The 21916-nt window shown below is 67.8% G+C and carries 18 protein-coding genes; 8 read left to right on the top strand and 10 right to left on the bottom strand.

All coding sequences use genetic code 11. The annotated features are described in order from the left end of the window. Nucleotides 1-115 precede the first annotated feature (115 nt). Nucleotides 116-1450, top strand: a complete 1335-nt coding sequence (locus tag LKD76_RS16140) for a glycoside hydrolase family 1 protein (protein WP_227982150.1) — start codon at nucleotides 116-118, stop codon at nucleotides 1448-1450. Between the two features lie 95 nt (nucleotides 1451-1545). Then, a complete protein-coding gene (locus LKD76_RS16135; RefSeq protein ID WP_227982149.1) occupies nucleotides 1546-3255 on the top strand; it encodes a hydrogenase maturation protein in 1710 nt (569 codons plus the stop codon). Between the two features lie 67 nt (nucleotides 3256-3322). Here the strand turns inward: LKD76_RS16135 and LKD76_RS16130 are convergent, their stop codons facing one another. Continuing rightward, nucleotides 3323-4822 (bottom strand): flavin-containing monooxygenase, encoded by a 1500-nt coding sequence (locus LKD76_RS16130; RefSeq protein ID WP_227982148.1) that lies wholly within the window; start codon nucleotides 4820-4822, stop codon nucleotides 3323-3325. Nucleotides 4823-4919: 97 nt separating this feature from the next. Beyond that, a complete protein-coding gene (locus LKD76_RS16125; protein ID WP_227982147.1) occupies nucleotides 4920-5192 on the bottom strand; it encodes a hypothetical protein in 273 nt (90 codons plus the stop codon). Between the two features lie 270 nt (nucleotides 5193-5462). On the opposite strand from LKD76_RS16125, the gene LKD76_RS16120 reads away from it, so the two are divergent. The 3 genes from LKD76_RS16120 (at nucleotide 5463) to LKD76_RS16110 (ending at nucleotide 9841) form a co-directional block, all read left to right on the top strand. Continuing rightward, the gene (locus LKD76_RS16120; RefSeq protein ID WP_227982146.1) at nucleotides 5463-6725 is read left to right on the top strand and encodes a KasA/KasB family beta-ketoacyl-ACP synthase; all 1263 of its coding nucleotides are present in this window, start codon (nucleotides 5463-5465) and stop codon (nucleotides 6723-6725) included. Nucleotides 6726-6808: 83 nt separating this feature from the next. Beyond that, complete coding sequence (locus LKD76_RS16115) at nucleotides 6809-8842, top strand: ArnT family glycosyltransferase (protein ID WP_308188531.1); 2034 nt, start codon at nucleotides 6809-6811, stop codon at nucleotides 8840-8842. Nucleotides 8843-9037: 195 nt separating this feature from the next. Continuing rightward, the gene (locus LKD76_RS16110) at nucleotides 9038-9841 is read left to right on the top strand and encodes an SAM-dependent methyltransferase (protein WP_227982145.1); all 804 of its coding nucleotides are present in this window, start codon (nucleotides 9038-9040) and stop codon (nucleotides 9839-9841) included. Between the two features lie 41 nt (nucleotides 9842-9882). On the opposite strand, the gene LKD76_RS16105 is transcribed toward LKD76_RS16110, so the two are convergent. Together LKD76_RS16105 and LKD76_RS16100 are read right to left on the bottom strand one after the other, a co-directional pair. Continuing rightward, a complete protein-coding gene (locus LKD76_RS16105; protein ID WP_227982144.1) occupies nucleotides 9883-10218 on the bottom strand; it encodes a hypothetical protein in 336 nt (111 codons plus the stop codon). Nucleotides 10219-10932: 714 nt separating this feature from the next. After that, nucleotides 10933-11208, bottom strand: coding sequence for a hypothetical protein (locus LKD76_RS16100; RefSeq protein ID WP_227982143.1), 276 nt, complete (start codon nucleotides 11206-11208; stop codon nucleotides 10933-10935). A gap of 134 nt (nucleotides 11209-11342) precedes the next feature. Here LKD76_RS16100 and LKD76_RS16095 point away from each other — a divergent pair, with 134 nt between their 5' ends. Then, a complete protein-coding gene (locus LKD76_RS16095; protein WP_227982142.1) occupies nucleotides 11343-12686 on the top strand; it encodes a family 1 glycosylhydrolase in 1344 nt (447 codons plus the stop codon). 27 nt (nucleotides 12687-12713) lie between these two features. On the opposite strand, the gene LKD76_RS16090 is transcribed toward LKD76_RS16095, so the two are convergent. The 4 genes from LKD76_RS16090 to LKD76_RS16075 all read right to left on the bottom strand — a co-directional run bounded on the left by LKD76_RS16090 (nucleotide 12714) and on the right by LKD76_RS16075 (nucleotide 17364). Then, nucleotides 12714-13745 carry an alpha/beta hydrolase gene (locus tag LKD76_RS16090; protein ID WP_227985262.1) on the bottom strand — a complete coding sequence of 344 codons (1032 nt, stop codon included), beginning with the start codon at nucleotides 13743-13745 and terminating at the stop codon, nucleotides 12714-12716. Between the two features lie 180 nt (nucleotides 13746-13925). Then, a complete protein-coding gene (lexA, locus tag LKD76_RS16085; RefSeq protein ID WP_227982141.1) occupies nucleotides 13926-14582 on the bottom strand; it encodes a transcriptional repressor LexA in 657 nt (218 codons plus the stop codon). 32 nt (nucleotides 14583-14614) lie between these two features. Next, nucleotides 14615-16108 carry an LCP family protein gene (locus LKD76_RS16080; RefSeq protein WP_372465987.1) on the bottom strand — a complete coding sequence of 498 codons (1494 nt, stop codon included), beginning with the start codon at nucleotides 16106-16108 and terminating at the stop codon, nucleotides 14615-14617. Between the two features lie 533 nt (nucleotides 16109-16641). Then, nucleotides 16642-17364, bottom strand: coding sequence for a TetR/AcrR family transcriptional regulator (locus tag LKD76_RS16075; RefSeq protein ID WP_227982139.1), 723 nt, complete (start codon nucleotides 17362-17364; stop codon nucleotides 16642-16644). Between the two features lie 262 nt (nucleotides 17365-17626). Here LKD76_RS16075 and LKD76_RS16070 point away from each other — a divergent pair, with 262 nt between their 5' ends. Beyond that, a complete protein-coding gene (locus tag LKD76_RS16070) occupies nucleotides 17627-19342 on the top strand; it encodes a GMC oxidoreductase (RefSeq protein ID WP_227982138.1) in 1716 nt (571 codons plus the stop codon). A 60-nt stretch (nucleotides 19343-19402) separates the two neighbouring features. On the opposite strand, the gene LKD76_RS16065 is transcribed toward LKD76_RS16070, so the two are convergent. Both LKD76_RS16065 and LKD76_RS16060 read right to left on the bottom strand, forming a co-directional pair. Continuing rightward, the gene (locus LKD76_RS16065; RefSeq protein ID WP_227982137.1) at nucleotides 19403-19846 is read right to left on the bottom strand and encodes an HAD family hydrolase; all 444 of its coding nucleotides are present in this window, start codon (nucleotides 19844-19846) and stop codon (nucleotides 19403-19405) included. Nucleotides 19847-20065: 219 nt separating this feature from the next. Further along, on the bottom strand, nucleotides 20066-21154 hold the full coding sequence (locus tag LKD76_RS16060; RefSeq protein WP_227982136.1) for a TerD family protein: 1089 nt from the start codon (nucleotides 21152-21154) through the stop codon (nucleotides 20066-20068). Between the two features lie 130 nt (nucleotides 21155-21284). Here LKD76_RS16060 and LKD76_RS16055 point away from each other — a divergent pair, with 130 nt between their 5' ends. Further along, the gene (locus LKD76_RS16055; RefSeq protein ID WP_227982135.1) at nucleotides 21285-21845 is read left to right on the top strand and encodes a DUF2599 domain-containing protein; all 561 of its coding nucleotides are present in this window, start codon (nucleotides 21285-21287) and stop codon (nucleotides 21843-21845) included. Nucleotides 21846-21916: the final 71 nt, after the last annotated feature.

The following is a 21916-nucleotide window of genomic DNA, read 5'->3' as shown; positions in this document are numbered from 1 at the left end:
CTCGCCCAATTGGGGGTCAGAATGACTGCGCCACGTCCGGCCGCGCGTCAGCGGTGGCCGGGGTTAGCGTTGCCGGGAATGCCGACCACGTCCGCACCAGATACCGAGGAGTTCGATGCGCAACCTCAGCCGCCGCCGGGTTTTCGGTCTGTTCGCCGCCGGAACCGTCGCCGCACTGGCCGGCCCCGCGGTCCTCGCCCAGGCGCGTCCGGCGACGCCGGCCACGGTCCCGGGACTGGGCGCCGATTTCCTGTGGGGTGTTGCCAGCGCCGGATTCCAATGCGAAGGCCATGCACCCGACAGCAATTGGACCCGCTATGTCGAGGCCCACCCCGATTACGACCGGTACGGCGACGCGGTCGATTTCTACCACCGCTACCGCTCCGATATCGCATTGGCCGCCGGGCTCGGCGTCGGCGTGTATCGGATCAGTGTGGAATGGGCCCGGGTACAGCCTCGCCCCGGCGAATGGGACGAAGCCGGATTCGCCTTCTACGACAGCGTTCTCGACACCATGGCCGCGCACGGTATCCGCCCCATGCTGACCCTGGACCACTGGGTGTATCCGGGCTGGGCCGCCGAACGCGGCGGCTGGGCCCATCCGGCGATGCTCGACGACTGGCTGGCCAACGCGCGCACAGTGGTACAGCGTTACGCCGCGCGCAATCCGCTCTGGGTGACCTTCAACGAGCCCGCGTTCTACGTCGTCAACGAAACCACCAACGGCGGATTGTCGCCCGCCGCCGTTCCGCTCATGCAGCGGCGGCTCGCCCAGGCGCACAACACCATCTACGACGACATCCACCGCGCGCAGCCCGGTGCCATGGTGACCAGTAACCTGGCCTATGTCGTGGGTAGTGCCGAACCGGTGGTCAACGGCCCGATGATCGACGCCATCGCCGCGAAACTCGACTATGTCGGCATCGACTTCTACTACGGCCACACGCCGCAGGACCTGACCCGCCTGTCCCCCGGCGATACCAAGCAGCTGTGGAAGATGCCGTTGCAGCCCGAGGGCATCTACTATGCGCTGGAATACTATTCGCGCCGCTTTCCCGGAAAACCGCTGTACATCGTGGAGAACGGAATGCCGACCGAGAACGGCGCGCCCCGCGCCGACGGTTACACCCGCGGTGACGATCTGCGCGACACCGTGTACTGGATCCAGCGCGCCCGCAACGACGGTATGAACGTCATCGGCTACAACTACTGGTCGGTCACCGACAACTACGAATGGGGCAGCTACACACCGCGTTTCGGACTGTACACCGTCGATGTGCTGGCCGATCCCGGGTTGACCCGCCGTCCCACCGACGCCGTCGAGGCCTATCGTGCGATCACCCGCGACGGCGGAATGCCCGCCGATTACCGTCCCACCCGGGAACCGGTGACGTGTTCACTGGTCGATCTGCCGGCCAGTTGCGCCGATCCGCTGACCGTCGGGCACTGATCCGCACCACCGGATATGCGCCCGGGCGGTGCGAAGGCTAGTTTCGGAAGGCGAACGATTCCTCGGGGACGGTGAGGGGTCGACGTTACAGCCTGATGGAGGACGAACCCGTGCGCATCCTGTTGGTCGCCAGCGCATTCAACAGTCTCACCCAGCGAGTGCATGCCGAATTGCGCGAATGCGATCACGAGATCGGTGTCGAGCTCGCGCTCGGTGAGGATCTGCTGCGCGCCCGGGTGGCACGTTTTCGGCCGGATCTGATTCTGGCGCCGATGCTGACCACCGCGATCCCCGAGGATGTGTGGACCACCTATCCGGTGTTCATCGTGCATCCGGGCCCGATGGGCGATCGCGGCCCGTCGTCACTGGACTGGGCGATCACCGAGGGCGCCACCCGGTGGGGTGTGACGGTGCTGCAGGCGGTCGCCGAGATGGACGCCGGCCCGATCTGGGCGTCGGTGAATTTCGATGTGGCCCAGTGCGGTAAGAGCGAGCTCTATCGCAACGAGGTCTCCGATGCCGCGGTGGCGGCGGTGCTGACGGCGGTGCGTCGTTTCGAATCCGGCGATTACGTGCCCGAACCCCTGGACTACGGCCGTCACGATGTGACCGGGCAGCTGCGCCCGTTTCTGACCCAGCAGGTGCGGCGCATCGATTGGGCTCGTGCCGATACCGCCACGGTGCTGCGCACCCTGCGTGCCGCCGATTCGCAACCGGGCGTACTCGACGCGCTGTTCGGCCGCGAGTATTTCATCCACGGCGGCCACTACGAGGATCGACTGCGCGGTGAGCCGGGCGCGGTGATCGCCACCCGTGACGGCGCGATCTGCCGCGCGACCGTCGACGGCGCGGTGTGGTTGCCGCAGTTGCGCCCGCGCCGGGTGCCCGGTGGTCCGGTGACGTTCAAGATGCCGGCCGCCGACGCGCTGGGCTCCGATCTGCCGGCCGGGGTGCCCGAGGTCGGGGTCTCCTCCGCCGAGGCCGCGGTCCGCGACACCTGGTCGGAGCTGCGCTACCGCGAGGAGGCCGGTGTCGGCTATCTCGAATTCGCCTTCGCCGGTGGGGCGATGGACACCCGGCAGTGCCGGCGGCTGCTGGCCGCCTATCGTGATGCCTGCGCCCGGCCGGTGGAGGTGCTGGTACTCGGCCCACAGCGCGACTTCTTCTCCAACGGCATCCATCTCAATGTCATCGAGGCGGCGGCCGATCCGGCCGAGGAGTCGTGGCGCAACATCAACGCGATGAACGATCTGGTGGAGGCGATCCTCACCACCACCGACACACTCGTGATCGCCGCCCTGGCGGGTAACGCCGCCGCCGGCGGGGTGATGCTGGCGCTGGCGGCCGATCATGTGTGGTGCCGGGAGTCGGCGGTGCTCAATCCGCATTACCGGCTGATGGGCCTGCACGGATCGGAGTATTGGACCTACACGCTGCCGCAGCGGGTCGGTGCCGAGGTCGCCGAGCGGCTCACCACCCGGACATTGCCGGTCGGGGCGCGCGCCGCCGCGTCGATCGGACTGGTGGACAAGGTCTTCGGTGGATCGACCACCCAGTTCCGCGATCAGGTTCGCCGCGAGGCCGAAAACCTCGCCGCCGCACCCGAGCTCGAGAATCTGCTGCTGGCCAAGAAACAGCGGCGGGCGGCCGACGAGGCGGTGCGGCCACTGGCCGAGTACCGGTCCGAAGAGCTCGCGCATATGCATCGCAACTTCTTCGCGCCCGACGAGCCCTACCGGCGGCTGCGTTACGAGTTCGTCGCGGGGGTCAAGCCGTTGGCGACCCCGGCGTATCTGCTGGGCTGATTCGCCCGTGCCGTCCGGTCGGGGCCGTGCGCGCCACGACCGGACGAGGGATTGCGCCGGAAGATATTCAGGCGGAACGGGATTCGGCGGCCGGGCGAGCGGCCGTCGAACGGGTGCCGAAGCGCAGAATGCCGTCTTCGAGGTCGGCTTTACGCAGCAGTGCGCGGTCGCGGTAGTAATTGTTGATGACCTTCCACGGGCCGCGGCGGCCCTGCCGCGGCATCACCGCGTCACCACGGGCGATGTATCCGGAGGTCAGCGCGCCGCCCATCATCGATTCGGGCGCCCGGTCGGCTTCTTCGGCGACCGCGACGAAGGTCGAATAGCCGCGCGCCTTCATGTGATTGAGCAGCCGGCAGAAGTATTCCGCGGCCAGATCCGCCTTCAAGGTCCACGAGGCGTTGGTGTAGCCGATGATCATCATGGCGTTGGGCAGCCCGCTCATCAGCGCGCCCTTGTAGGCCACCAGGTCCCGGGTGGCCAGCGCCTCACCGTCGACCTCGAGACTCGCCCCGCCCAGCATCTGGATGTTGAGACCGGTCGCGCTGATCACAATGTCGGCGGGCAGTTCCTCCCCCGATTCCAGGCGGATGCCGGTTTCGGTGAACGAGGCGATGCGATCGGTGACGATCGAGGCCCGCCCGCTGCGCAACACCCGGAACAGATCACCGTTGGGAACGATGCACAGCCGCTGATCCCAGGGGTTGTAGCTGGGGCTGAAGTGACGCATGTCGACGTCCGGCCCGACTGCCAGGCGCACGGCCTGCAGCAGCAGCTTGCGCGAGAGCGCCGGATTGCTGCGCGAGAGCGCGAAACTGGCCCGCTGCAGCGCGATATTGCGGGCTCGGCCCGTTTTGTAGGCCAGCGCGGCGGGCAGCTTGGCCTTCTGCATGCCGACCGCGACGGGATCGTCGGCCGGTAGCGGGGCGATGTAGGTGGGCGAGCGCTGCAGCATGGTGACGTGTGCGGCGTCCTCGCTCATGGCGGGCACGAGTGTGATCGCGGTGGCGCCGCTGCCGATCACCACGACCCGCTTGCCCCGGTAGTCCAGGTCCTCGGGCCAGTGCTGCGGATGCACGATCCGGCCGGCGAAGTTCTCCTCACCGGGGAACTCGGGCCGGAAGCCCTTGTCGTAGTCGTAGTAGCCGGTGCAGCCGACCAGGAAATTGCTGGTGTAGGTCTCGGTATCGCCGGTGCGCTCGTCGACGGCCTGGGTGCTCCACAGCTGCTCGGCACTCGACCAGCTCGCGGTCACGACCTTGCGGCCGAATCGGATATGGCGGGTGACGCCGTACTCCTCGGCGGTTTCGGCGATGTACTGGCGGATGTGCGGGCCGTCGGCGAGGACCTTGGTGCCCAGCCACGGCCGGAATCCGTAGCCGAAGGTGAGCATGTCGGAGTCCGAGCGGATGCCCGGGTAGCGGAACAGGTCCCAGGTGCCGCCGACCGCGTCACGCCGTTCGAGGATCGCGTAGCTGCGTCCGGTGTTCTCCCGGCTGAGATGGCAGGCCATCCCGATTCCGGACAGTCCCGCACCGATGATCAACACGTCGACATGCCGCGCCATTGAGGTATCCGTTTCGTCCGAATGTGAAGCCCGGACCTCGCCGTCCGGATACCCGAAGATTACGTGTTATTTCTGGTTACGTCTAGGCGCGGGGCGGTCAATGCATCGCCGCGCCGAGAATCTCACCGGCCCCCGCGGTGGCAAGCCCCAGAATCAGCACGCCCACGGCCACACTCGACACCTTGGCCCGCGCCACACCGCGCCGAGCGGCCAGATGAATCCAGCAACCGACCGCGACAAGGGTCGCCAGCAAATGCAGCCAGAGCAGATTGCGCAACACGACCCGCGTCACCCCCGTCCCCGGTGGAGCCTGTGGCCCGACATTGTCCAGCTGAGCAGTAAAGATCTCGTGTACAGCGTGAATGTTCATCTCGGGCACCCCTTCCCTAGCCCGGCCCGGACGCTCGCGCCGTGTACGGAGCAAACATCCGTGACATTCAACGGTACGCCACCGGTTAACTGCTGGCATCCCCTCGGACCGGCCCTCGCGCGGGCCGCGGGGGGCTAGGCTGACCGAGGCGCACCGCCTGCCGGTCGACGGCGGGACGGCACCGGCGACGGCGAGGTCACCGGCGGCCGCGCGGGTGCGGCCGTTTCGTGTCTGGGGATCAGAGGGACCGACAGTGAGGAATCGACGAACGTGCGCACGCTCGACACCAGTTTCAGCACCCGCAACGGCGGGTTCCGCGAAGTAGTCGTCACCGCCGTGGAGATCACCACCTCCATCGGCTCCGACACCGAGAGCACCTGGCAGGCCCTGCTTTCCGGGACCAGCGGCATCAAGGTTCTCACCGACGAGGACATCACCCGTCACAACCTGCCGAATGCCATCGGCGGCAAACTGATTCACGACCCCACCAGCGATCTGGACCGGGTTCGCAAGCGTCGCATGTGCTACGTCCAGCAGATGTCGTACGCCATGGGCAAGCGGCTGTGGGACACCGCCGGCACTCCCGAGGTGGACAAGGATCGTCTGGGCGTGTGCATCGGCACCGGACTCGGCGGCGCCGACACCATCGTCGACGCGAACGACGCGATGCGTGAGCACGGCTACCGCAAGGTCTCACCGTTCGCGGTGCCGATGAGCATGCCCAACGGCGTCTCCGGCGTGGTCGGACTCGAGATCGGCGCCCGGGCGAGCCTGGTGACCCCGGTGTCGGCGTGCGCGTCGGGTAACGAGGCCCTGGTGCACGCCTGGCGCTCGATCGTGCTGGGCGAGGCGGATATGGTCGTCGCCGGCGGCGTCGAGGGCTACATCAATCCGATGGCGATCGCCGGCTTCACCATGGCGCGGGCGCTGAGTTCGCGAGTCGACGAGCCCGAACGCGCGTCGCGCCCGTTCGACCGCGACCGCGACGGTTTCGTCTTCGGTGAGGCCGCGGCACTGCTGCTGGTGGAATCGGCAGAGCACGCGCTGGCCCGCGGGGCGACGCCGCTGGCCCGGCTGCTCGGCGCCGGACTCACCGCCGACGGCTATCACCTGGTCGCACCGGACCCCGAGGGCCTGGGCTGCGCGCGGGCGATGCGGCGGGCGATCGAGACCGCGGGCGTCACCGCCGCCGATGTCGATCACGTCAACGCCCACGCCACCGGCACCTCGATCGGCGATCTCGCCGAGGCCAAGGGCATCGCCGCGGCCATCGGCACACATCCGTCGGTCTACGCGCCCAAGTCGGCGCTCGGCCATTCGGTGGGCGCGGTCGGCGCGCTCGAGGCCGCGATCTCGGTTCTGACCCTGCGCGATCAGGTCATCCCGCCCACGCTCAATCTCGACAACCAGGATCCCGAGGTCGACCTCGACATCGTGCACGACAAGCCACGCCACGCCGATGTCGAGTTCGCGATGAACAATTCCTTCGGGTTCGGCGGTCACAACGCGGCGGTGCTGTTCGGCCGGTACTGATCGCGGCGGCCGCGAGCGGCATTCACAGAAAGCTCCAAGGTTTCCGACAGGGTGGTCACCGGATCGGCTGAGAGGCTCCCGCGGTGACAGTGACGACTGCCGACACCGCCATGCCCGTATCGTCGGAATCTCCGCCTCCACCACCGGATTCGCGGCTACTACCGCCGCCGCGGCGCCGGGACCGGATCGCCCTGGCGCTGCTGCTGCTGGCCACCGCGGCCGCCTACCTGTGGAACATCACCGTCAACGGGATGGGCAACGGGTTCTATGCCGCGGCGGCCTGGTCGGGGTCGCGGAACTGGAAGGCCCTGCTGTTCGGATCGCTGGATCCGGCGAATTTCATCACCGTCGACAAACCTCCGGTCTCCCAGTGGGTGATGGGGCTGTCCGGGCAACTGTTCGGCTTCTCCAGTGCGTCGATGCTGGTTCCGCAGGCGGTGATGGCGGTCGGCGCGGTCGCGCTGATGTACGCATCCATCACCCGCGCGACCGGCAGTCGTGGCGCGGGCCTGCTGGCCGGGCTGCTGCTGGCCGTGACACCGGTGGTGGCGTTGATGTTCCGGTTCAACAATCCGGACGCGGTGATGGTGCTGCTGATGACCGCGGCCGCCTACTGCACCGTCCGCGCCCTGGGCCGGGCGAACCCGCGCTGGCTGGCGCTGGCCGGAGTCGCGCTGGGTTTCGCCTTCCTGGCCAAGATGCTCGAGGGCCTGATGGTGCTGCCGGCACTGGGCTTGGCCTACCTGGTGGTCGCCCCGGCAACCCTGGGCAGACGCATCGCGCATTTGCTGGGCGCGGCAGTGGCACTGCTGCTGTCGTCGGGCTGGTATGTCCTGCTGACGATCCTGTGGCCGGCCGGCACGCGTCCGTATCTCGCCGGATCCAAGGACAACACGTTCATGGATCTGGTGCTGGGCTACAACGGATTCGCCCGCTACCTCGGTCACAACCACCAGGGGCGCAAACCCTTCCAACTGCCCGCGGGCTACGAGCTGCCGCGCAGCGCGCACGGCGGCTTCGGCGGCTTCGGATCGGGTCCGGAGCGACTGTTCACCGGGGAGATCGGATTCGAGATCTCGTGGCTGCTGCCGGCGGCCGTGCTCGGATTCCTCATCGTCGTCGTGGCTCGGTGGCGGTATCCGCGCACGGACGTGTTCCGTGGCGCGGCACTGGTTTTCGGCCTGTGGTTGCTGATCGACGGGATCGCCTTCTCGGCCATGAAGGGCGGGATGCACGCCTATTACACCTTGGCCGTCGCGCCCGCTGTGGTGGGCAGCTTCGTGCTCGGCCTGGCCGAGGTGTGGCGCTGCCGCGATCACGTCCGGGGGCGCGTCGGCGCGGCCGGGCTCATCCTCGCGACGGGAATCTGGGGATTCGTACTGCTGGATCGCAATCCGGACTGGCAGCCCTGGCTGCACTGGGCGATCCTGGCGGTCACCGTCGTGGCCGGCGCCGGATTGGTGGTCACGACGGTGCCGTTCCGTTCGCGGCGCGCACCGCGGCGAGTGGTCACGGTGCTGGTGGTGGCCGGGGTGCTGGCGGGACTGGCCGGCACGTCGGCCTATGCGGTGACCACGCTGCCGCAGTCGCACACCGGCGGAAGCCCGGTGGTGGGTCCCGACCGCCCGCAACTGCCCGGGGCGCTCAACCCGCTCCGCCGGCAGATGGGCATGCTGATGGGCGGCGAGGACGCCGATCCCCGGCTGGTGGCCATGCTCCGCGCGACGTCGACGACCTGGTCGGCGGCCATCGATCGGTCCGGGCCGGCCGCGGGGCTCGAATTGGCCAGTCGCACACCGGTCCTCGCGATCGGCGGATTCACCTCCGAGGACCCGGTGCCGACGGTGCGGCAGTTCGAGGATCTGGTCCACAACCATCAGCTGACCTACTACCTCGCCCCCGAGGTGCATTTGCCGGATGCGTGGAAGGTGCCCGATCACGGCCGTTCCCCTGACGCCCGGGGCCCCCGCGGCGCGCCCGGACCCGCGGCGCCCAACGATGAGCAGGGCACATGGCATCCGGTCGGCGACACCGACATCTACGCCTGGGTCTGCGCGCACTACACCGCGCGACATCTGGGATCGATGGAGGTGTTCACCCTGACCGAGGGTTCCTGATCTCTCGGCCGCCGCGCGGTGCCTCGAAATGGGCAGTCCCGGCGCGGCGGCCGAAAGTGGTTCCAGGGCTCACGATCTCGGTGCCAGCGGGCCGGGCCGGCCAGGAGCTGGGGTCTGGCGTGACGAGTAGACTCGCGCGACAAGCGCGGATCAGTCCTGCTCGCGTGACGTTGCTTTGTGAAAGGAACTCCCACCGTGGAACCCGGCTCCCCTGTCGACCTGCGGCAGCACCAGCCTCACACCGCCCGCATGTACGACTACTATCTCGGCGGCCAGGACCACTACAGCGCGGACGCGCAGGCGGCCGAACAGGTGGTGACGATCTGGCCGGGGGTGCGCACGGCCGCACAGCAGAACAGGGCTTTCATACATCGGGTGACCCGGTTCCTCGCCGAGGCGGGGGTGCGTCAATTCCTCGATATCGGCACCGGTATCCCGACCGAGCCGAACCTGCATCAGGTCGCCCAGCAGGTCGCGCCGGACTCGCGAGTGGTGTATGTCGACAACGATCCGATCGTGCTCGTTCACGCCAGGGCGTTGATGGTGAGTTCACCGCAGGGGCGCACCAACTACGTCTCCGCCGATGTCACGACACCCGAAAAGATCCTCGACGCCCCGGGATTGCGCGACACGCTGGACCTGACCCGCCCGGTCGCTCTCAGCCTCAACGCGTTGATGCATTTCGTGCCCGACGAGCAGGATCCCTACGGCATCGTCACCACGCTGATGGACAGCCTCGCTCCCGGATCCTATCTCGTGATGACCCATGTCACGCCGGACTTCGACCCGGCGGTCATCGCTTCCGTGGTCGACATCTACCGCGGCAGCGGGCTGCCGTGCCAGGTCCGCAGCCGTGAGGAGTTCCTGCGGTTCTTCGAGGGATTGGAACTGGTCGACCCCGGTGTGCAGGTGCCCCACTGCTGGCGCCCGGACGGTGTGGCGCCTCCGAAGAAGATGGACGCGCAGGTGTCCGCCTACGCGGGCGTGGCACGCAAGTAACCCGTCGTCGTCGCATCCGGATCCTCATGTGTGCCAGCGGTTCACAGCCGTTCGGCCGGCGACATCTCCCACTCCTGCCAGTGCGCGTAGATGTGTTCCGGGGCCACGGTGATCACATCGGTGATCGCGACGAGTTCGGCGGGGATGATGTGGTCGGCGAAGTGTTCGACGCTGGGGACAACGACCGCGTCGGCATCGAATCGGACAACGGTGTCGAGCAGTTGCCGGACCGGATCCCGGGTGAGGTGGCTGAACGTGATGGTCTTGCTCAGCTCGTACCCCAAACGCCGTGCGACATGCCTGACCTGAGTTTCGTCCCACCTCTGGCGTTGCCGCGAGACGTCTTTGCGTAGGAATCCGAGGGCCACGAAGCTCATCTCAGTCCTTCCTGAAGGCCGACCGCGTCACGCGGCGAGCAGCATCGAGCGAAGAGAAAGTGTTCACGCGGGTGGTCCGGACACGCGTGCCCGGAACCCGAGTCGCCGGTGAGCCGCGAATCTCGTGCGCTACGAACCGATTACCGCCATACAGCATCTTTCTGGCAAACAACAGATTAGCGGCGGACCGGGTGCCACGGCAATCACACCCGCGAGAATCGGCCCTCCACCACACCCCGTCGGATTTGCTGGCGATGCACAGAAACCGATCTCCGACGCCGCGAAGACACACTCCGCGGGATCGATGATCACCCTGCTGGGACAACAGCGGACAACCCCATCGCCTGCCCCCTCTCCTCGTCGCCTCCCCGGCTCGGATGCGACCGGTGGCGAACCGGCATCCGTCCCGCAGCCGATGACTCGTTCGCTCACTCCGGCAACCGAATACGGCATCCCTGCACGCGGAGGCTACGACCCGAACCGAGTCCACCCGGCAACGCCGGATAGCCCGGCATCGATGCGACACAGCAGGTATCGGGTCTCGTCATCGCAATATCATTGGGTAACGGTTGTTTTCGGGCCCAGCAGCCATCTTGGCGAGTCGGGGCACGCTCAACGGCGATCGAAACCACTGCGATGCGGTGGCCCTGTCGTATCGCACATCCGTTGCGATCGGATCAGCAGCGCGGCTCGCTGTCGCGAAGTCGAACGCGTTCAGTGCGAATGTTCGCTGGCCGCGGTCCGGTCGAACACCTCCACATTCGTGTTGGGAACATAGTCGTCGGCAATCAGGCGAGCATCGAATCCAGCACCCAGCAGAATTTCGTGGATCGCGGTGGCCATGATGCGCCGTATCCGGTCGCGATAGGCGTAGGGCGAGGACGAGAACAGTTCATCGAGGCCAGCCACGAGACAGTCACCGGAAGGTCGTCCCCGGCACGCCTGATTCCCGCCACTGGACACTGCCCCACCCGCGAGATCCGCCATCACCGCCGGATTGTCGGCGAATGCTACGGCGACCCCACGAAGGACCCGGACCGGCGAATCGGACAGGGCGGGCCCGTCTCGCTCGACACGCCCTGTTCACACCCGGATTTCAGCAATCTCATAGCTACGATTGCTGGATGCGAGAGCCGAATCGCCGCCAGGTGCTGGCCACCGGATTGGCGGCGGCAGCCGCGCTGCTGCTACCGGTCCCGGCGGGCGCCGACCCCGCACGCCGGGCGGCGTCGGCCCTCGCTCCCCTGGGCCCGGATTTCGTGTGGGGGGTGGCCACGTCCGGCTTCCAGACCGAAGGCCACGCACCCGAGAGCAATTGGACGCGCTACGTCGCCTCCGGCGCGGTCGAACCGTACCGGGATTCGGTGCGGTTTCTCGACAGCTACGCCGACGATGTCGACCGCGCCGCGCGGCTGGGTGCCACGAGTTTCCGGATGAGCGTGGAATGGGCGCGGGTACAGCCGAGTCCGGACGGGTGGGACGAGCAGGCCTTCGCCGGCTACGACCGCATCGTCGAGGCCGTCCGCGCCGCGGGCATGACTCCGATGCTGACGCTGGATCACTGGGTGTATCCGGGCTGGGCCGCCGATCGCGGCGGCTGGCGTAACCAGGGCATGGTCGACGATTGGCTGGCGAACGCGCGGAAAGTGGTGGAACGCTACGGATCCCTCGACCCGATCTGGGTGACGATCAACGAACCGGCCGCCTATCTGGGCACCGAGGTTCGCATCGGCGCCTTGGCGCGCGAGGAGTGGCCCGCGGCGATGGACCGGCTGGCCAGTGTTCACAACGAGATCTACGACGTCATCCACGCCGCTCACCCGGATGCGATGGTCACCAGCAATATCGGGTTCGTGCCCGGATCCGAGACCGAGGTGAATCAGCCCTATATCGACAAGGTGCGCGACAAACTCGATTTCGTCGGCGTCGACTACTACTTCGGCCCCACCCCGAGTACCGGTGACTCACCGACCTCGGCGGGCGCACCGGCCATGTGGGAGCTGCCGCTGCAGACCGAGGGCATCTACTACGCGCTGCGCCACTACGCGCGTCAGTTCCCCGACAAGCCGCTGTACGTCGTGGAGAACGGGATGCCGACCGAGAACGGCGCACCCCGCCCCGACGGCTACACCCGGGCCGATCATCTGCGCGACACGGTGTACTGGATTCAACGCGCCAAGGCCGACGGTATCGATGTGCGCGGCTACAACTACTGGAGCCTCACCGACAACTACGAATGGGGCAGTTACACACCGCGTTTCGGCCTCTACACCGTCGATGTGGGCTCCGATCCCGACCTGGTTCGCCGGCCGACCGACGCCGTGGAGGTGTTCGCTGCGCTCAGCCGCGCGGGCGGGGTGCCGGCCGATTACCGGCCGACCCGGACTCCGGTGTCGTGCTCGCAGGTCGATCCGCCCGCCAGTTGTGACGAGCCGGTGATGCTGCCGGGAGCCGATCCGGCGCTGTAACGCCGAGGCGCCGGATCGGGTCCTGGTTCAGGCCGGCAACTCGAGTCCGGCGGCGAGTACCGGCCACGACTTGATCAGCGCGTCGTGCCAGTAGCCCCAGGAATGCGTTCCGGTCGGCGGGAAATCGTAGGTCGCGGGGATGCCCAGGTCGTCGAGTTTGGTCTGCAGGTTGTGACTGCAGTAGTTCACCGCCGCCTCGATCACGCCGCCGATCACCACCTGATTGACCAGGCCACCGACCCCGGGCAGCGTGTACGGCCCGTTGAGGGTGTCCCATTGGCCGGGCAGCCCGGATCCGCTGGAGATGAACAGGTGCAGCCCCCGCAGCTGGTCGGCGTGCACATACGGGTCGTTGGCCGCCCACATCGGATCGTTCTGCGGCCCGTACATGTTCACGGTGTTGCCGCCACCCCACACGTTGACCGCGAGGTTGACGAAGGTGTAGCCGGTGGGGTCGCTGATCTGCGCGCAGCCGCTGTAGGCGGCGACCGACTTGTACAGCCCCTGTTTGGCGATCGGCAGCTGCAGTACCGAGGTGCCGGAGGTGGACAGCCCGGCGATAGCGTTGAGCCCGTTGGTGCCGAAGGCGCCGTCGACGATCGGCGGGAGTTCCTCGGTGAAGAAGGTCTGCCATTTGTTCACGCCCAGGTGCGGATCGGGCGCGCGCCAATCGGCGTAGTAGCTCCATGCCCCGCCGATGGGCTGGACCACGTTGACGTCCTTGTCGGCGAGGAATTTCAGGGCGTCGGGCGCCTGGGCGTCCCAGCTGGCGGTGTCCTCGCCGCCGCCGGCGCCGTTGAGCAGATACAGCACCGGACGCGGTGTGGAGGTGTCGGCGGGCCGCTGCACTTCGACGGTGATCGGTGTGTCCATGGCCGCGGAATACACCTTCATGGTGATGTTGCGGCTGTCGACGACGGAGAAGTCGACGATCTTCGATCCGTCGGGTGCCACCGGATGGGCCAGTGGCGCACCGGACTCGACGACCGGATCGGCGGCCGCGCCGGCCGGTCCGGCCGCCATGGTCGCCGAGACCACCGCGACCGCGGCCGCGGTCATCATCGCCGCTGTTCGTGCGCGCCCGCCTCTGCGGCCTGCCACGGCCGATCGCTGCGCTCGATCACTGCTCGTCACGTGCACCTCCGACTGCCGTTCGGTCTTGCCCGGACCCTGCTCAGGGCAGATTAATTCAGGAGCAACCGTTTGGCGATCGGCATCGGTGGCGCGTCGGGCAGGTGATCACATTCGCCGCATGACCGAGACGACCTTGCCCAGGATCACCGCGTGATCACCGTCGATGATCGAATAGGCCGGATTGCGCGGTTCCAGGTGCACATGTCCGTTGCGGCGGCGGTACACCTTCACGGTGGCCTCGTCGTCGATCATGGCGGCCACGATGTCACCCGAGTGCGCCTCGTGCTGCTGCCGCACGACGACGATGTCGCCGTCGCAGATGGCGGCGTCGATCATCGAGTCGCCGCGCACCCGCAGGCCGAAGACGGTGCCGCGGCCGACCAGCTGCCGCGACAGGGTGAGCTGATCGTCGGTGTGTTCCTCGGCCAGGATCGGGGTTCCGGCGGCGATATCGCCGACGACGGGCACGGTGACCGAATCCTGTTCGGCGGCGCGGGTTTCGGCGGGCGCGAGGAACACGCGTACATCGATCGGCCGGGAGACGGTCTCGCTACGCCGCAGCAACCCCTTGTCCTCGAGATCCTTGAGATGTTTCGACACCGAGGAGGCCGACCGCAATCCGACCGCGGCCGCGATCTCCCGGGTCGACGGCGCATAGCCGTTGCGCTGCACCGCGTCCCGGATCACCGTGAGAATTCTGCGCTGCCGTTCGGGCAGCCGGGAAGTGTCGAGATGGTCGAATGCGTCGTCGTATCCGGTCACCGGAAAATCGTAGACGGCCCCGTCCGGCGCGCTCAGTTCACACAGGGTATGTCGGATCCGATGCTGGTGGTGACCGCCTTACCGGAATCGGGGCGGCCGTCGGTCGTGGCCGTGGCCGAGGTGCCGCCGGTGGTGGTGCTCGTCGTCGATTCGGTGGTGGCGTCGGTGGTCGGGGAATCGGAGGTGGACGAGGAGCCCAGCGTCTCGGGCATGCTGAAATCGCTGCCGATGACGATCTTCACATGGCCGGGGTCGAGCGTTTTCGATGCCGCGGTGGGCAATCCGCCGAGCATGTCGGCGGCCTGGGTGGCGTCGGTGTCGGCGCCGGTGCCGAAGTACACGACCGAGCTCGAACCGTCACTGTAGGTGGCGTTGCCGACCTCGCCCTTGTGAAATCCCTTGTCGGCCAGCGCGGTGGACACCTTGGCGGCCATACCGGTCGCACCACCGGCATTGACGACGTCGACGGTGCTGGTCGGCGTGGTGGTCGGCGCGCTGGGCTGCGGTTCGGCGACGCCGAACGCGGTCCGCACCGCCTTCTTGATCGCCGAGGGATCCACGACGTTGACGTCCTGGCCGTCGACGGTGTCGTAGGCCTTGACCGGCAGGGTCTGGAATTCGATCGGAATCGATCCGGCGCGTCCGAGAGTCTGGGCGAAGTCGAGCAGATTCCAGCCCTGCGACAGCACGATGTCGTTCTGCGCCGCGGTGATCAGATCCTGCAGTTTGCCGATATTGGTGAGCGTCCCGGAATCCTTGAGCTGTTTGGCGACCGAGGTCAGGAATGCCTGCTGGCGGTGAGTGCGGTCCAGGTCGCCGTTGTCCAACCCGTGACGCTGTCGCACGAACGACAGGGCGTTCGCGGCGTCGAGATGCTGTCGGCCCGCGGGAAAGACCGCGCCGGAATAGTACTCGTCGTCGACGGCGTGGTTGAGGCACACATCGACACCGCCGAGGATGTTGGCCAGATCGTAGAAGCCGACCAGCGAGATCTCGGCGAACCGGTTGATCGGCACCCCGGTGAGCTGTTTGACCGTCTGCACGATCGATTCGCGCCCGGCCTCGCGGCCCTGCCGTTCCAGCTCGACCTTGTCCTTGACGCCCTGGTTCTCCAGCTTCTGTTCCACCGCCGCCTTCTTCAGCCCGTAGGCCTCTTTGATCTTGGCGTGGTCGTAACCGGGAATGCCCGATACCGCGACGTAGTCGTCACGCGGGATGGAGAATGCGGTGACCTTCTTCAGGTCCTTCGGAATGTGCACCAGGATAAGAGAATTGGCGTTGTAGCCGCCCTCGCTGCCGTCCCCGGCGTGCAACTGGTCGAGGATGTTCTTGGGCAGATCGTTACCGTTCTGGTCCTTACGGGTGTCCAGTCCGATCAGCAGGATGTTCAGATCGCCGTCGAGCGCGGCGGCATCGGCCTCGCTGATCGCGTTCGAGCGGGTGAACCCCTGATCGACGCTGCGCTCGGTGTAATAGGCGAAACCCGTACCGGCGATGACAACCACCGCGGTGGCCGCCGCCAGCATCCGCCCGCCGATACGCGTGGCCCGATGCCCGCGATTGGGCCGCGGCGGCGGTGCGGTGCGAGCCCGGCGCGCGCGCCGGTTCGGTGGCGGGATGCTCGACCCGTCGGCGGCATCGGCGTCCGCGCGACTGCCCGACCGGCGCGGCCAGTCGCTGCCGGCACGCTCGGATTCGCCGTTGCGCGAGGACGACCCACGGCGATGTTCGCCGGATTCCGCGGCGGCACGGCCTTGCGCGGACGCCGCCGAGCGCCGAGCGGCCCCGCCCTGCTCCTCGGAACCATTGGCGATGCCCCGGCTCCACGGCGGTGTGCCCGCCCGTACCGCGCGAGACGACCGGCCGGACCGATCCTTCGGCGACTCGTCGTCGGGTCGCGCGCGTCGCGCTGAGCCGTTGCCGCCGCGGGGATCCACCACCGGAATCGGTTCGGTTTCGTCGTTCATGTCGCCGTTCAGTCTTTCATTCCCGGGTATGGGAAAGCTGAGAAGAAGCTTCATCGGGTTGTGACATCGTGCACGATGACGGTCGCGAATGCCTACCCGCCGCGCGTCCAGTTCACCGGTGTGGCACGGAATCCGAGGATCGCGCCCAGATTGTCCAGGTGAATGTCGAAAACCTGTGAACGGTCGGCGAAGGTCTGGGCGCCGTACATATCGAAGACGTCGAAGCTCACCGCGCCGAACAGCCCCGTCCACGCGGTCAGCGTCCGCACCATCGCCCAGTCGGGGATGCGCAGGTCGAATTCGTCGCGAATGCGGACGATGTCGGCAGCCAGTCGTTCGGGCACCTCCGGCACCGGGTCCGGAGCGGCGATTTCGCCCGTGCGGCAGGCGGTTTCGACGACCTGCAGCAGGGCGGCGATCACCCTGGTCCCGGGCACGGTGGTCTCCTGCGCCGGGGCGTCGTAGCCGGGAACCGGGGTACCGAACAGCAGGCCGTAGCGGGCCGGTTCGGCCAGTGCCCAGTCGCGCACGGCGTGTGCGAGCACCCGCCACCGGGTGGCGGCATCGTCGGGCGCGGCGTCCAGCGCCGCGTCGACGACGTCGGCCAGTTCGGTGTACCCGTCGACGACGAGCATGGTCAGTAGTTCGTCGCGACTGCTGACGTAGCGGTACACCGCCGAGGACACCACGCCGAGATCACGGGCGACCGCTCGCAGTGACAGCGCCGCCGCGCCGTGCACGGCCAGATGGTCGCGACCGATGCGCACGATTTCCTCCATCGTGCGAGCGCGAGCGCGGGATCGTGGGGTGCTCATCTCTTCAGCCTGCCATATAGAGAGCAGTGCTTACAGCAGCGATCGCCGATCTGTACGAATAAATTCCGCGAATCCGGGCTTCGGCGCAGGTGAAAAGGCCGGAAACGATTACGGGTACCGGACGACACACTTAACGTACTCGGGAGTAGCGTTGACCCCCGTCACCGGCGACACACACTTCAGGAGGCTCGATGAGTTATCCCGCCCAGCCCTTCACCGGGCTCGCCGTGCACCACGGCCCGGATCCGCGCGGGAGCCACCGATGAGCGGGCGCGACACCGATTTCGACGTCCTGATCGTCGGCTCCGGATTCGGCGGCAGCGTCACCGCGCTACGCCTGGTCGAGAAGGGCTACCGCGTCGGCATCCTCGAGGCCGGCCGCCGCTTCGCCGACGACGAGCTGCCCGACACCAGCTGGGATCTGCGCAAATTCCTGTGGGCGCCCGCGCTGGGCTGCTACGGCATCCAGCGCATCCACCTGCTGCGCGATGTGCTGATCCTCGGCGGCGCCGGGGTGGGCGGCGGCTCCCTCAACTACGCCAACACCCTCTACGTGCCGCCGGCGCCGTTCTTCGCAGACAAGCAATGGCGCGACATCACCGACTGGCACGCCGAACTCGGCCCCTACTACGAGCAGGCGAGCAAGATGCTGGGTGTGGTGCGCAATCCGCACATCACCCCCGCCGACGAGGTGTTCAAACAGGTCGCCGACGATATGGGGGTCGGTGACACGTTCGTGCAGACACCGGTCGGCGTCTTCTTCGGCGAGGCCGGAAAGACCGTCGAGGACCCGTACTTCGGCGGGGTCGGGCCGCGCCGCACCGGCTGCCTGGAATGCGGCGAGTGCATGACCGGCTGCCGCCACGGCGCCAAGAACACCCTGGTGAAGAACTACCTGTACCTGGCCGAGCAGGCCGGCGCCCAGGTGCTGCCGATGACCACGGTGACCGCGGTGCGGCCTCAGCCCGACGGCAGCTGGCAGGTCGACACCCGCCGCACCGGCGCTGTCCTGCGCAGGTCACCGGCCACCTACACGGCTGCCCATGTCGTGCTGGCGGCCGGAACTCGCGGCACCCAGAAACTGCTGTTCGATATGCGCGACAAGGCGATTCTGCCGAAGCTGTCGCCGCGGCTGGGCGAGCTGACCCGCACCAACTCCGAATCAATCCTGGGTGCGGCGACCCCCAAGCTCGAACCCGGCCGCGACTTCACCCGCGGTGTCGCGATCACCTCCTCGATCCACCCCACCCCCGACACCCACATCGAACCGGTGCGCTACGGCAAGGGCTCCAATTCGATGGGGCTGCTGCAGACACTCATGGTCGACGGCGGCGGCCGCGTTCCGCGCTGGCTGCGGTTCCTGCTCGAGGTGCTCCGGCATCCGGTGCGGCTGGTGCGGATGCTCAGCGTGCGCAATTGGAGCGAACGCACAGTGATCTCGCTGGTGATGCAGCATCTGGACAATTCCATCACCACCTACACCAAACGCGGTGTCTTCGGGCGCAAGCTGTCGTCCAAACAGGGTCACGGCGAACCGAATCCGACGTGGATCCCCGCCGGCAACGATGTCACCCGCCGGGTCGCGGACAAGATCGGCGGCGTGGCCGGCGGCACCTGGGGCGAGGTGTTCAACATCCCGCTGACCGCGCACTTCCTCGGCGGTGCGGTGATCGGCGCCGACCCCGACCACGGTGTCATCGACCCTTATCATCGCGTCTACGGCTACCCGACCCTCAGCGTCGTCGACGGCGCCGCGGTCTCGGCCAACCTGGGTGTGAACCCCTCGCTCACCATCACCGCGCAGGCCGAACGCGCCGCCTCGATGTGGCCGAACAAGGGTGAGCGCGACACCCGCCCCGATCAGGGCAGCCCCTACCGTCGCCTGTCCCCCGTCGCACCGCGGCATCCGGCGGTGCCGGCCTCGGCGCCGGCGGCGCTGGTACTGCCGATCGTCGACATTACGTGCGGCACCGCCTGACCGCCCGACGCTGTCCCGATTCCGGCCGCCGCCGCGACCACGATCGCACGGCGGCCGGAATCAGTTGGCGCTGATGTGGGCGAAACCCATCGGTGAGGTCGGCGGCGGGGCCGCGGTGAGTGGCGCCCGGAACTCCTGCAGCGCGGCAAGCACATCCACGTGCCGGCCCGCATAACAGCGAACCTGCGGTAACGCGTGCGCGACCTCGCTGCGTTCCATGGCCTCGGCATCGATGTAGCCGATCGCGTCCAGCTCTATCCGCAACTGTGCCGCGATCCGGGTGATCGCCGAGGATTTGCGTCCCCACCCGACCTCCACGGCAGCGAATACCCCGTGCAAGCCGTGGCGCTCCAATTTGTCGGTCGTCCACGACCATTCACCGCGACTGGCCACCGCGTGCATCACCCCCCTGGCACTCAGGGTGTGCAGCGCCCGCACCGCGTCCGAGCGCAACGCACCACTGGTCGAATCGCAGACCACGCCGTCCCATACGGTGTTGTCCACTTCCCAGACAAGACATTTCACTGCCGGTGCTGTCATCTCGCCCCTACGGTCCACTCTCCTCAACACCCGTCACGGCCGCACCACGGGCACGGCCGACGGGTACCGGCACCATCGAGGTCGATGGTGCCGGACCGGCTCCCGCTTGGCAGCGGGCCGGTCCCGCGAGAGGTCATAGTAGGGTTGCCGGGCCGCACACACCAGCCCTGGCAAACCGCTCGCTCACAGCTCCGGCGCGACCAGTGGTACCGCCTCCACCGGATGACCGGCCTGAATCGGGGTGCCGATGGAGGCGACCCGCCAGGCGGTGCCGTCGCGATACACCTTGGCCACCACCATGCCGGTATGCGCGCCGCCACCGCGCAGATTGCCGCGCGCGAGCTCGGCGGTCGTGGAGCCGTCGACCATCCGCCAGTAGCCGTTGCGGATGCGCTCGAAAGTGTGGCCCGCGTAGGAGGTCACCACGAACACCACCGCCGACACCTGCTGCGGCAGCCGCGCCAGATCGACCGTGATGACCTCGTCGTCGCCCTTGCCGTCACCGGTCAGGTTGTCCCCGGAGTGACGCACCGCGCCGTCACGAGAGGACAACTGCTGATAGAACGCGACATCGACGAGGGTCTGCCCGACGAACAGCAGCGCCGAGGCGTCCAGGTCGATCTCGAGGGCGCGCAGCCCGCGCGGGCCGTGCACCTTCATCGGGTCCCAGCCGACGCCCATCTTCACCATCGACAGCTCACCCTTGCGGATCTGGCTGAGCGACACCTCCTGGCCGGGCGCCAGCACCGCGGGACCCCGATAGGGCAGCTCGTCGGCGGCGGCGCCCACATTGACCCCGTGCGCGGTCACCAGCGCCGCGAATCCGGCCGCGAATCCGTGCCCGAGCGGACGCACCTGCCAGCTGCTGCCCACCCGATCCAGGTCGGCCACGATGACCGCGGGCTCGGTGTCCAGACCGTCGACGGTGTACTCGTACATCGCATTTCCCGCCTGATCGGCCACGGTGAGCTGCAGCGGCGGATAGCCGCCGAAGCGGTCCTCCTGATCGGCCAGCGACGCCACGATCCGCACGTGCTCGACATCCGATGGCAGCGAACGCAATCCGATCGACAACTCCGGACGCCCCGACGCCAGACGCACCCCGTGCGCGGCGGACTGGTTGTAGAAGATCAGATCGGATTCGTTACGGACCTTGCCGGCCGAATTCAGCAGCAGCGCCGAAACATCGACGGGTTCGCTGTGGCGGACGGAGACGACGACATCGTCGTGGGTCAGCCGGTCCACCTGTCCCTTGGTCAACTGTGCGGCCACCCGCACTAGTCTACGTCGATTGCGGCGCGATCCGGGCAGGACGGGTATCGCGCCCGGCGGTTCCCGCGTGGCACGCCACGGCGAGTAGCGTGAGCGCCACTGTCGATCGAGACGCCGAAGGGGACGCCGGGTGAGTGTGGCGCCACAGCGAGCATCCGGTCGCGGGCACCGCCTGACGGCGGCCGCCGCGGCCCTGTTCGCCCTGCTCGCCGCCGGTTGCGGCAGCGACACCGAGACGGCCACGGCCCCCAGCGAATCCGTGGCCACCAGCACGGCCGGCGCGAGCACCACGCCGGCGTCGGCGTCCGCGCCCCCGCCGCGCCCGTACGCCACCGAATCGCCCACCACCGAACCCGCCACGGACCCCTACGCAGACAGTCCGCTGATCGACCACACCGTGTGGTCCGACGATTCCGACGGCCGCCGCTTGCACGTCTACCCGACCGCGGCCGGTCGCGCCGATCAGTTCCCGGCGGCACAGGATCGGGCGTGGGCCGAAATCGTCGCCGATGCCCCCGATGCCGATTCGCCCGGGATGTACGACCAGTTCACCTGCCACTGGGTGTGGGCGCGGCTGGTCGCACCGAACAAGCCCGCGTGGAACCTCGAACCCTGGCGGCCGGCGGTCGGCTATCAGGCCACGGTCGAGGCGATGTGCAACCCGGGCGGACCCGACACCCCCGGCAACTGATCGCCACTTCGGCCCGCTCCGGCCGCAACCCCCGCACAGCTGGACACGTGACCGGCGAAATGTGTTGTCCG

The sequence above is a fragment of the Nocardia spumae genome (assembly GCF_020733635.1).
GTDB classification, from domain to species: domain Bacteria; phylum Actinomycetota; class Actinomycetes; order Mycobacteriales; family Mycobacteriaceae; genus Nocardia; species Nocardia spumae.
The sequence above is the reverse complement of the archived record's forward strand: the minus strand, read 5'-3'. Positions and strand labels throughout refer to the sequence as shown.

Coding starts and splice junctions, on each gene's coding strand:
- LKD76_RS16140 (WP_227982150.1), top strand. CDS start 116: ATGCGCAACCTCAGCCGCCGCCGGGTTTTCGGTCTGTTCGCCGCCGGA.
- LKD76_RS16135 (WP_227982149.1), top strand. CDS start 1,546: ATGGAGGACGAACCCGTGCGCATCCTGTTGGTCGCCAGCGCATTCAAC.
- LKD76_RS16130 (WP_227982148.1), bottom strand. CDS start 4,822: ATGGCGCGGCATGTCGACGTGTTGATCATCGGTGCGGGACTGTCCGGA.
- LKD76_RS16125 (WP_227982147.1), bottom strand. CDS start 5,192: ATGAACATTCACGCTGTACACGAGATCTTTACTGCTCAGCTGGACAAT.
- LKD76_RS16105 (WP_227982144.1), bottom strand. CDS start 10,218: ATGAGCTTCGTGGCCCTCGGATTCCTACGCAAAGACGTCTCGCGGCAA.
- LKD76_RS16095 (WP_227982142.1), top strand. CDS start 11,343: ATGCGAGAGCCGAATCGCCGCCAGGTGCTGGCCACCGGATTGGCGGCG.
- LKD76_RS16090 (WP_227985262.1), bottom strand. CDS start 13,745: ATGACCGCGGCCGCGGTCGCGGTGGTCTCGGCGACCATGGCGGCCGGA.
- LKD76_RS16080 (WP_372465987.1), bottom strand. CDS start 16,108: ATGCTGGCGGCGGCCACCGCGGTGGTTGTCATCGCCGGTACGGGTTTC.
- LKD76_RS16075 (WP_227982139.1), bottom strand. CDS start 17,364: ATGAGCACCCCACGATCCCGCGCTCGCGCTCGCACGATGGAGGAAATC.
- LKD76_RS16070 (WP_227982138.1), top strand. CDS start 17,627: ATGAGCGGGCGCGACACCGATTTCGACGTCCTGATCGTCGGCTCCGGA.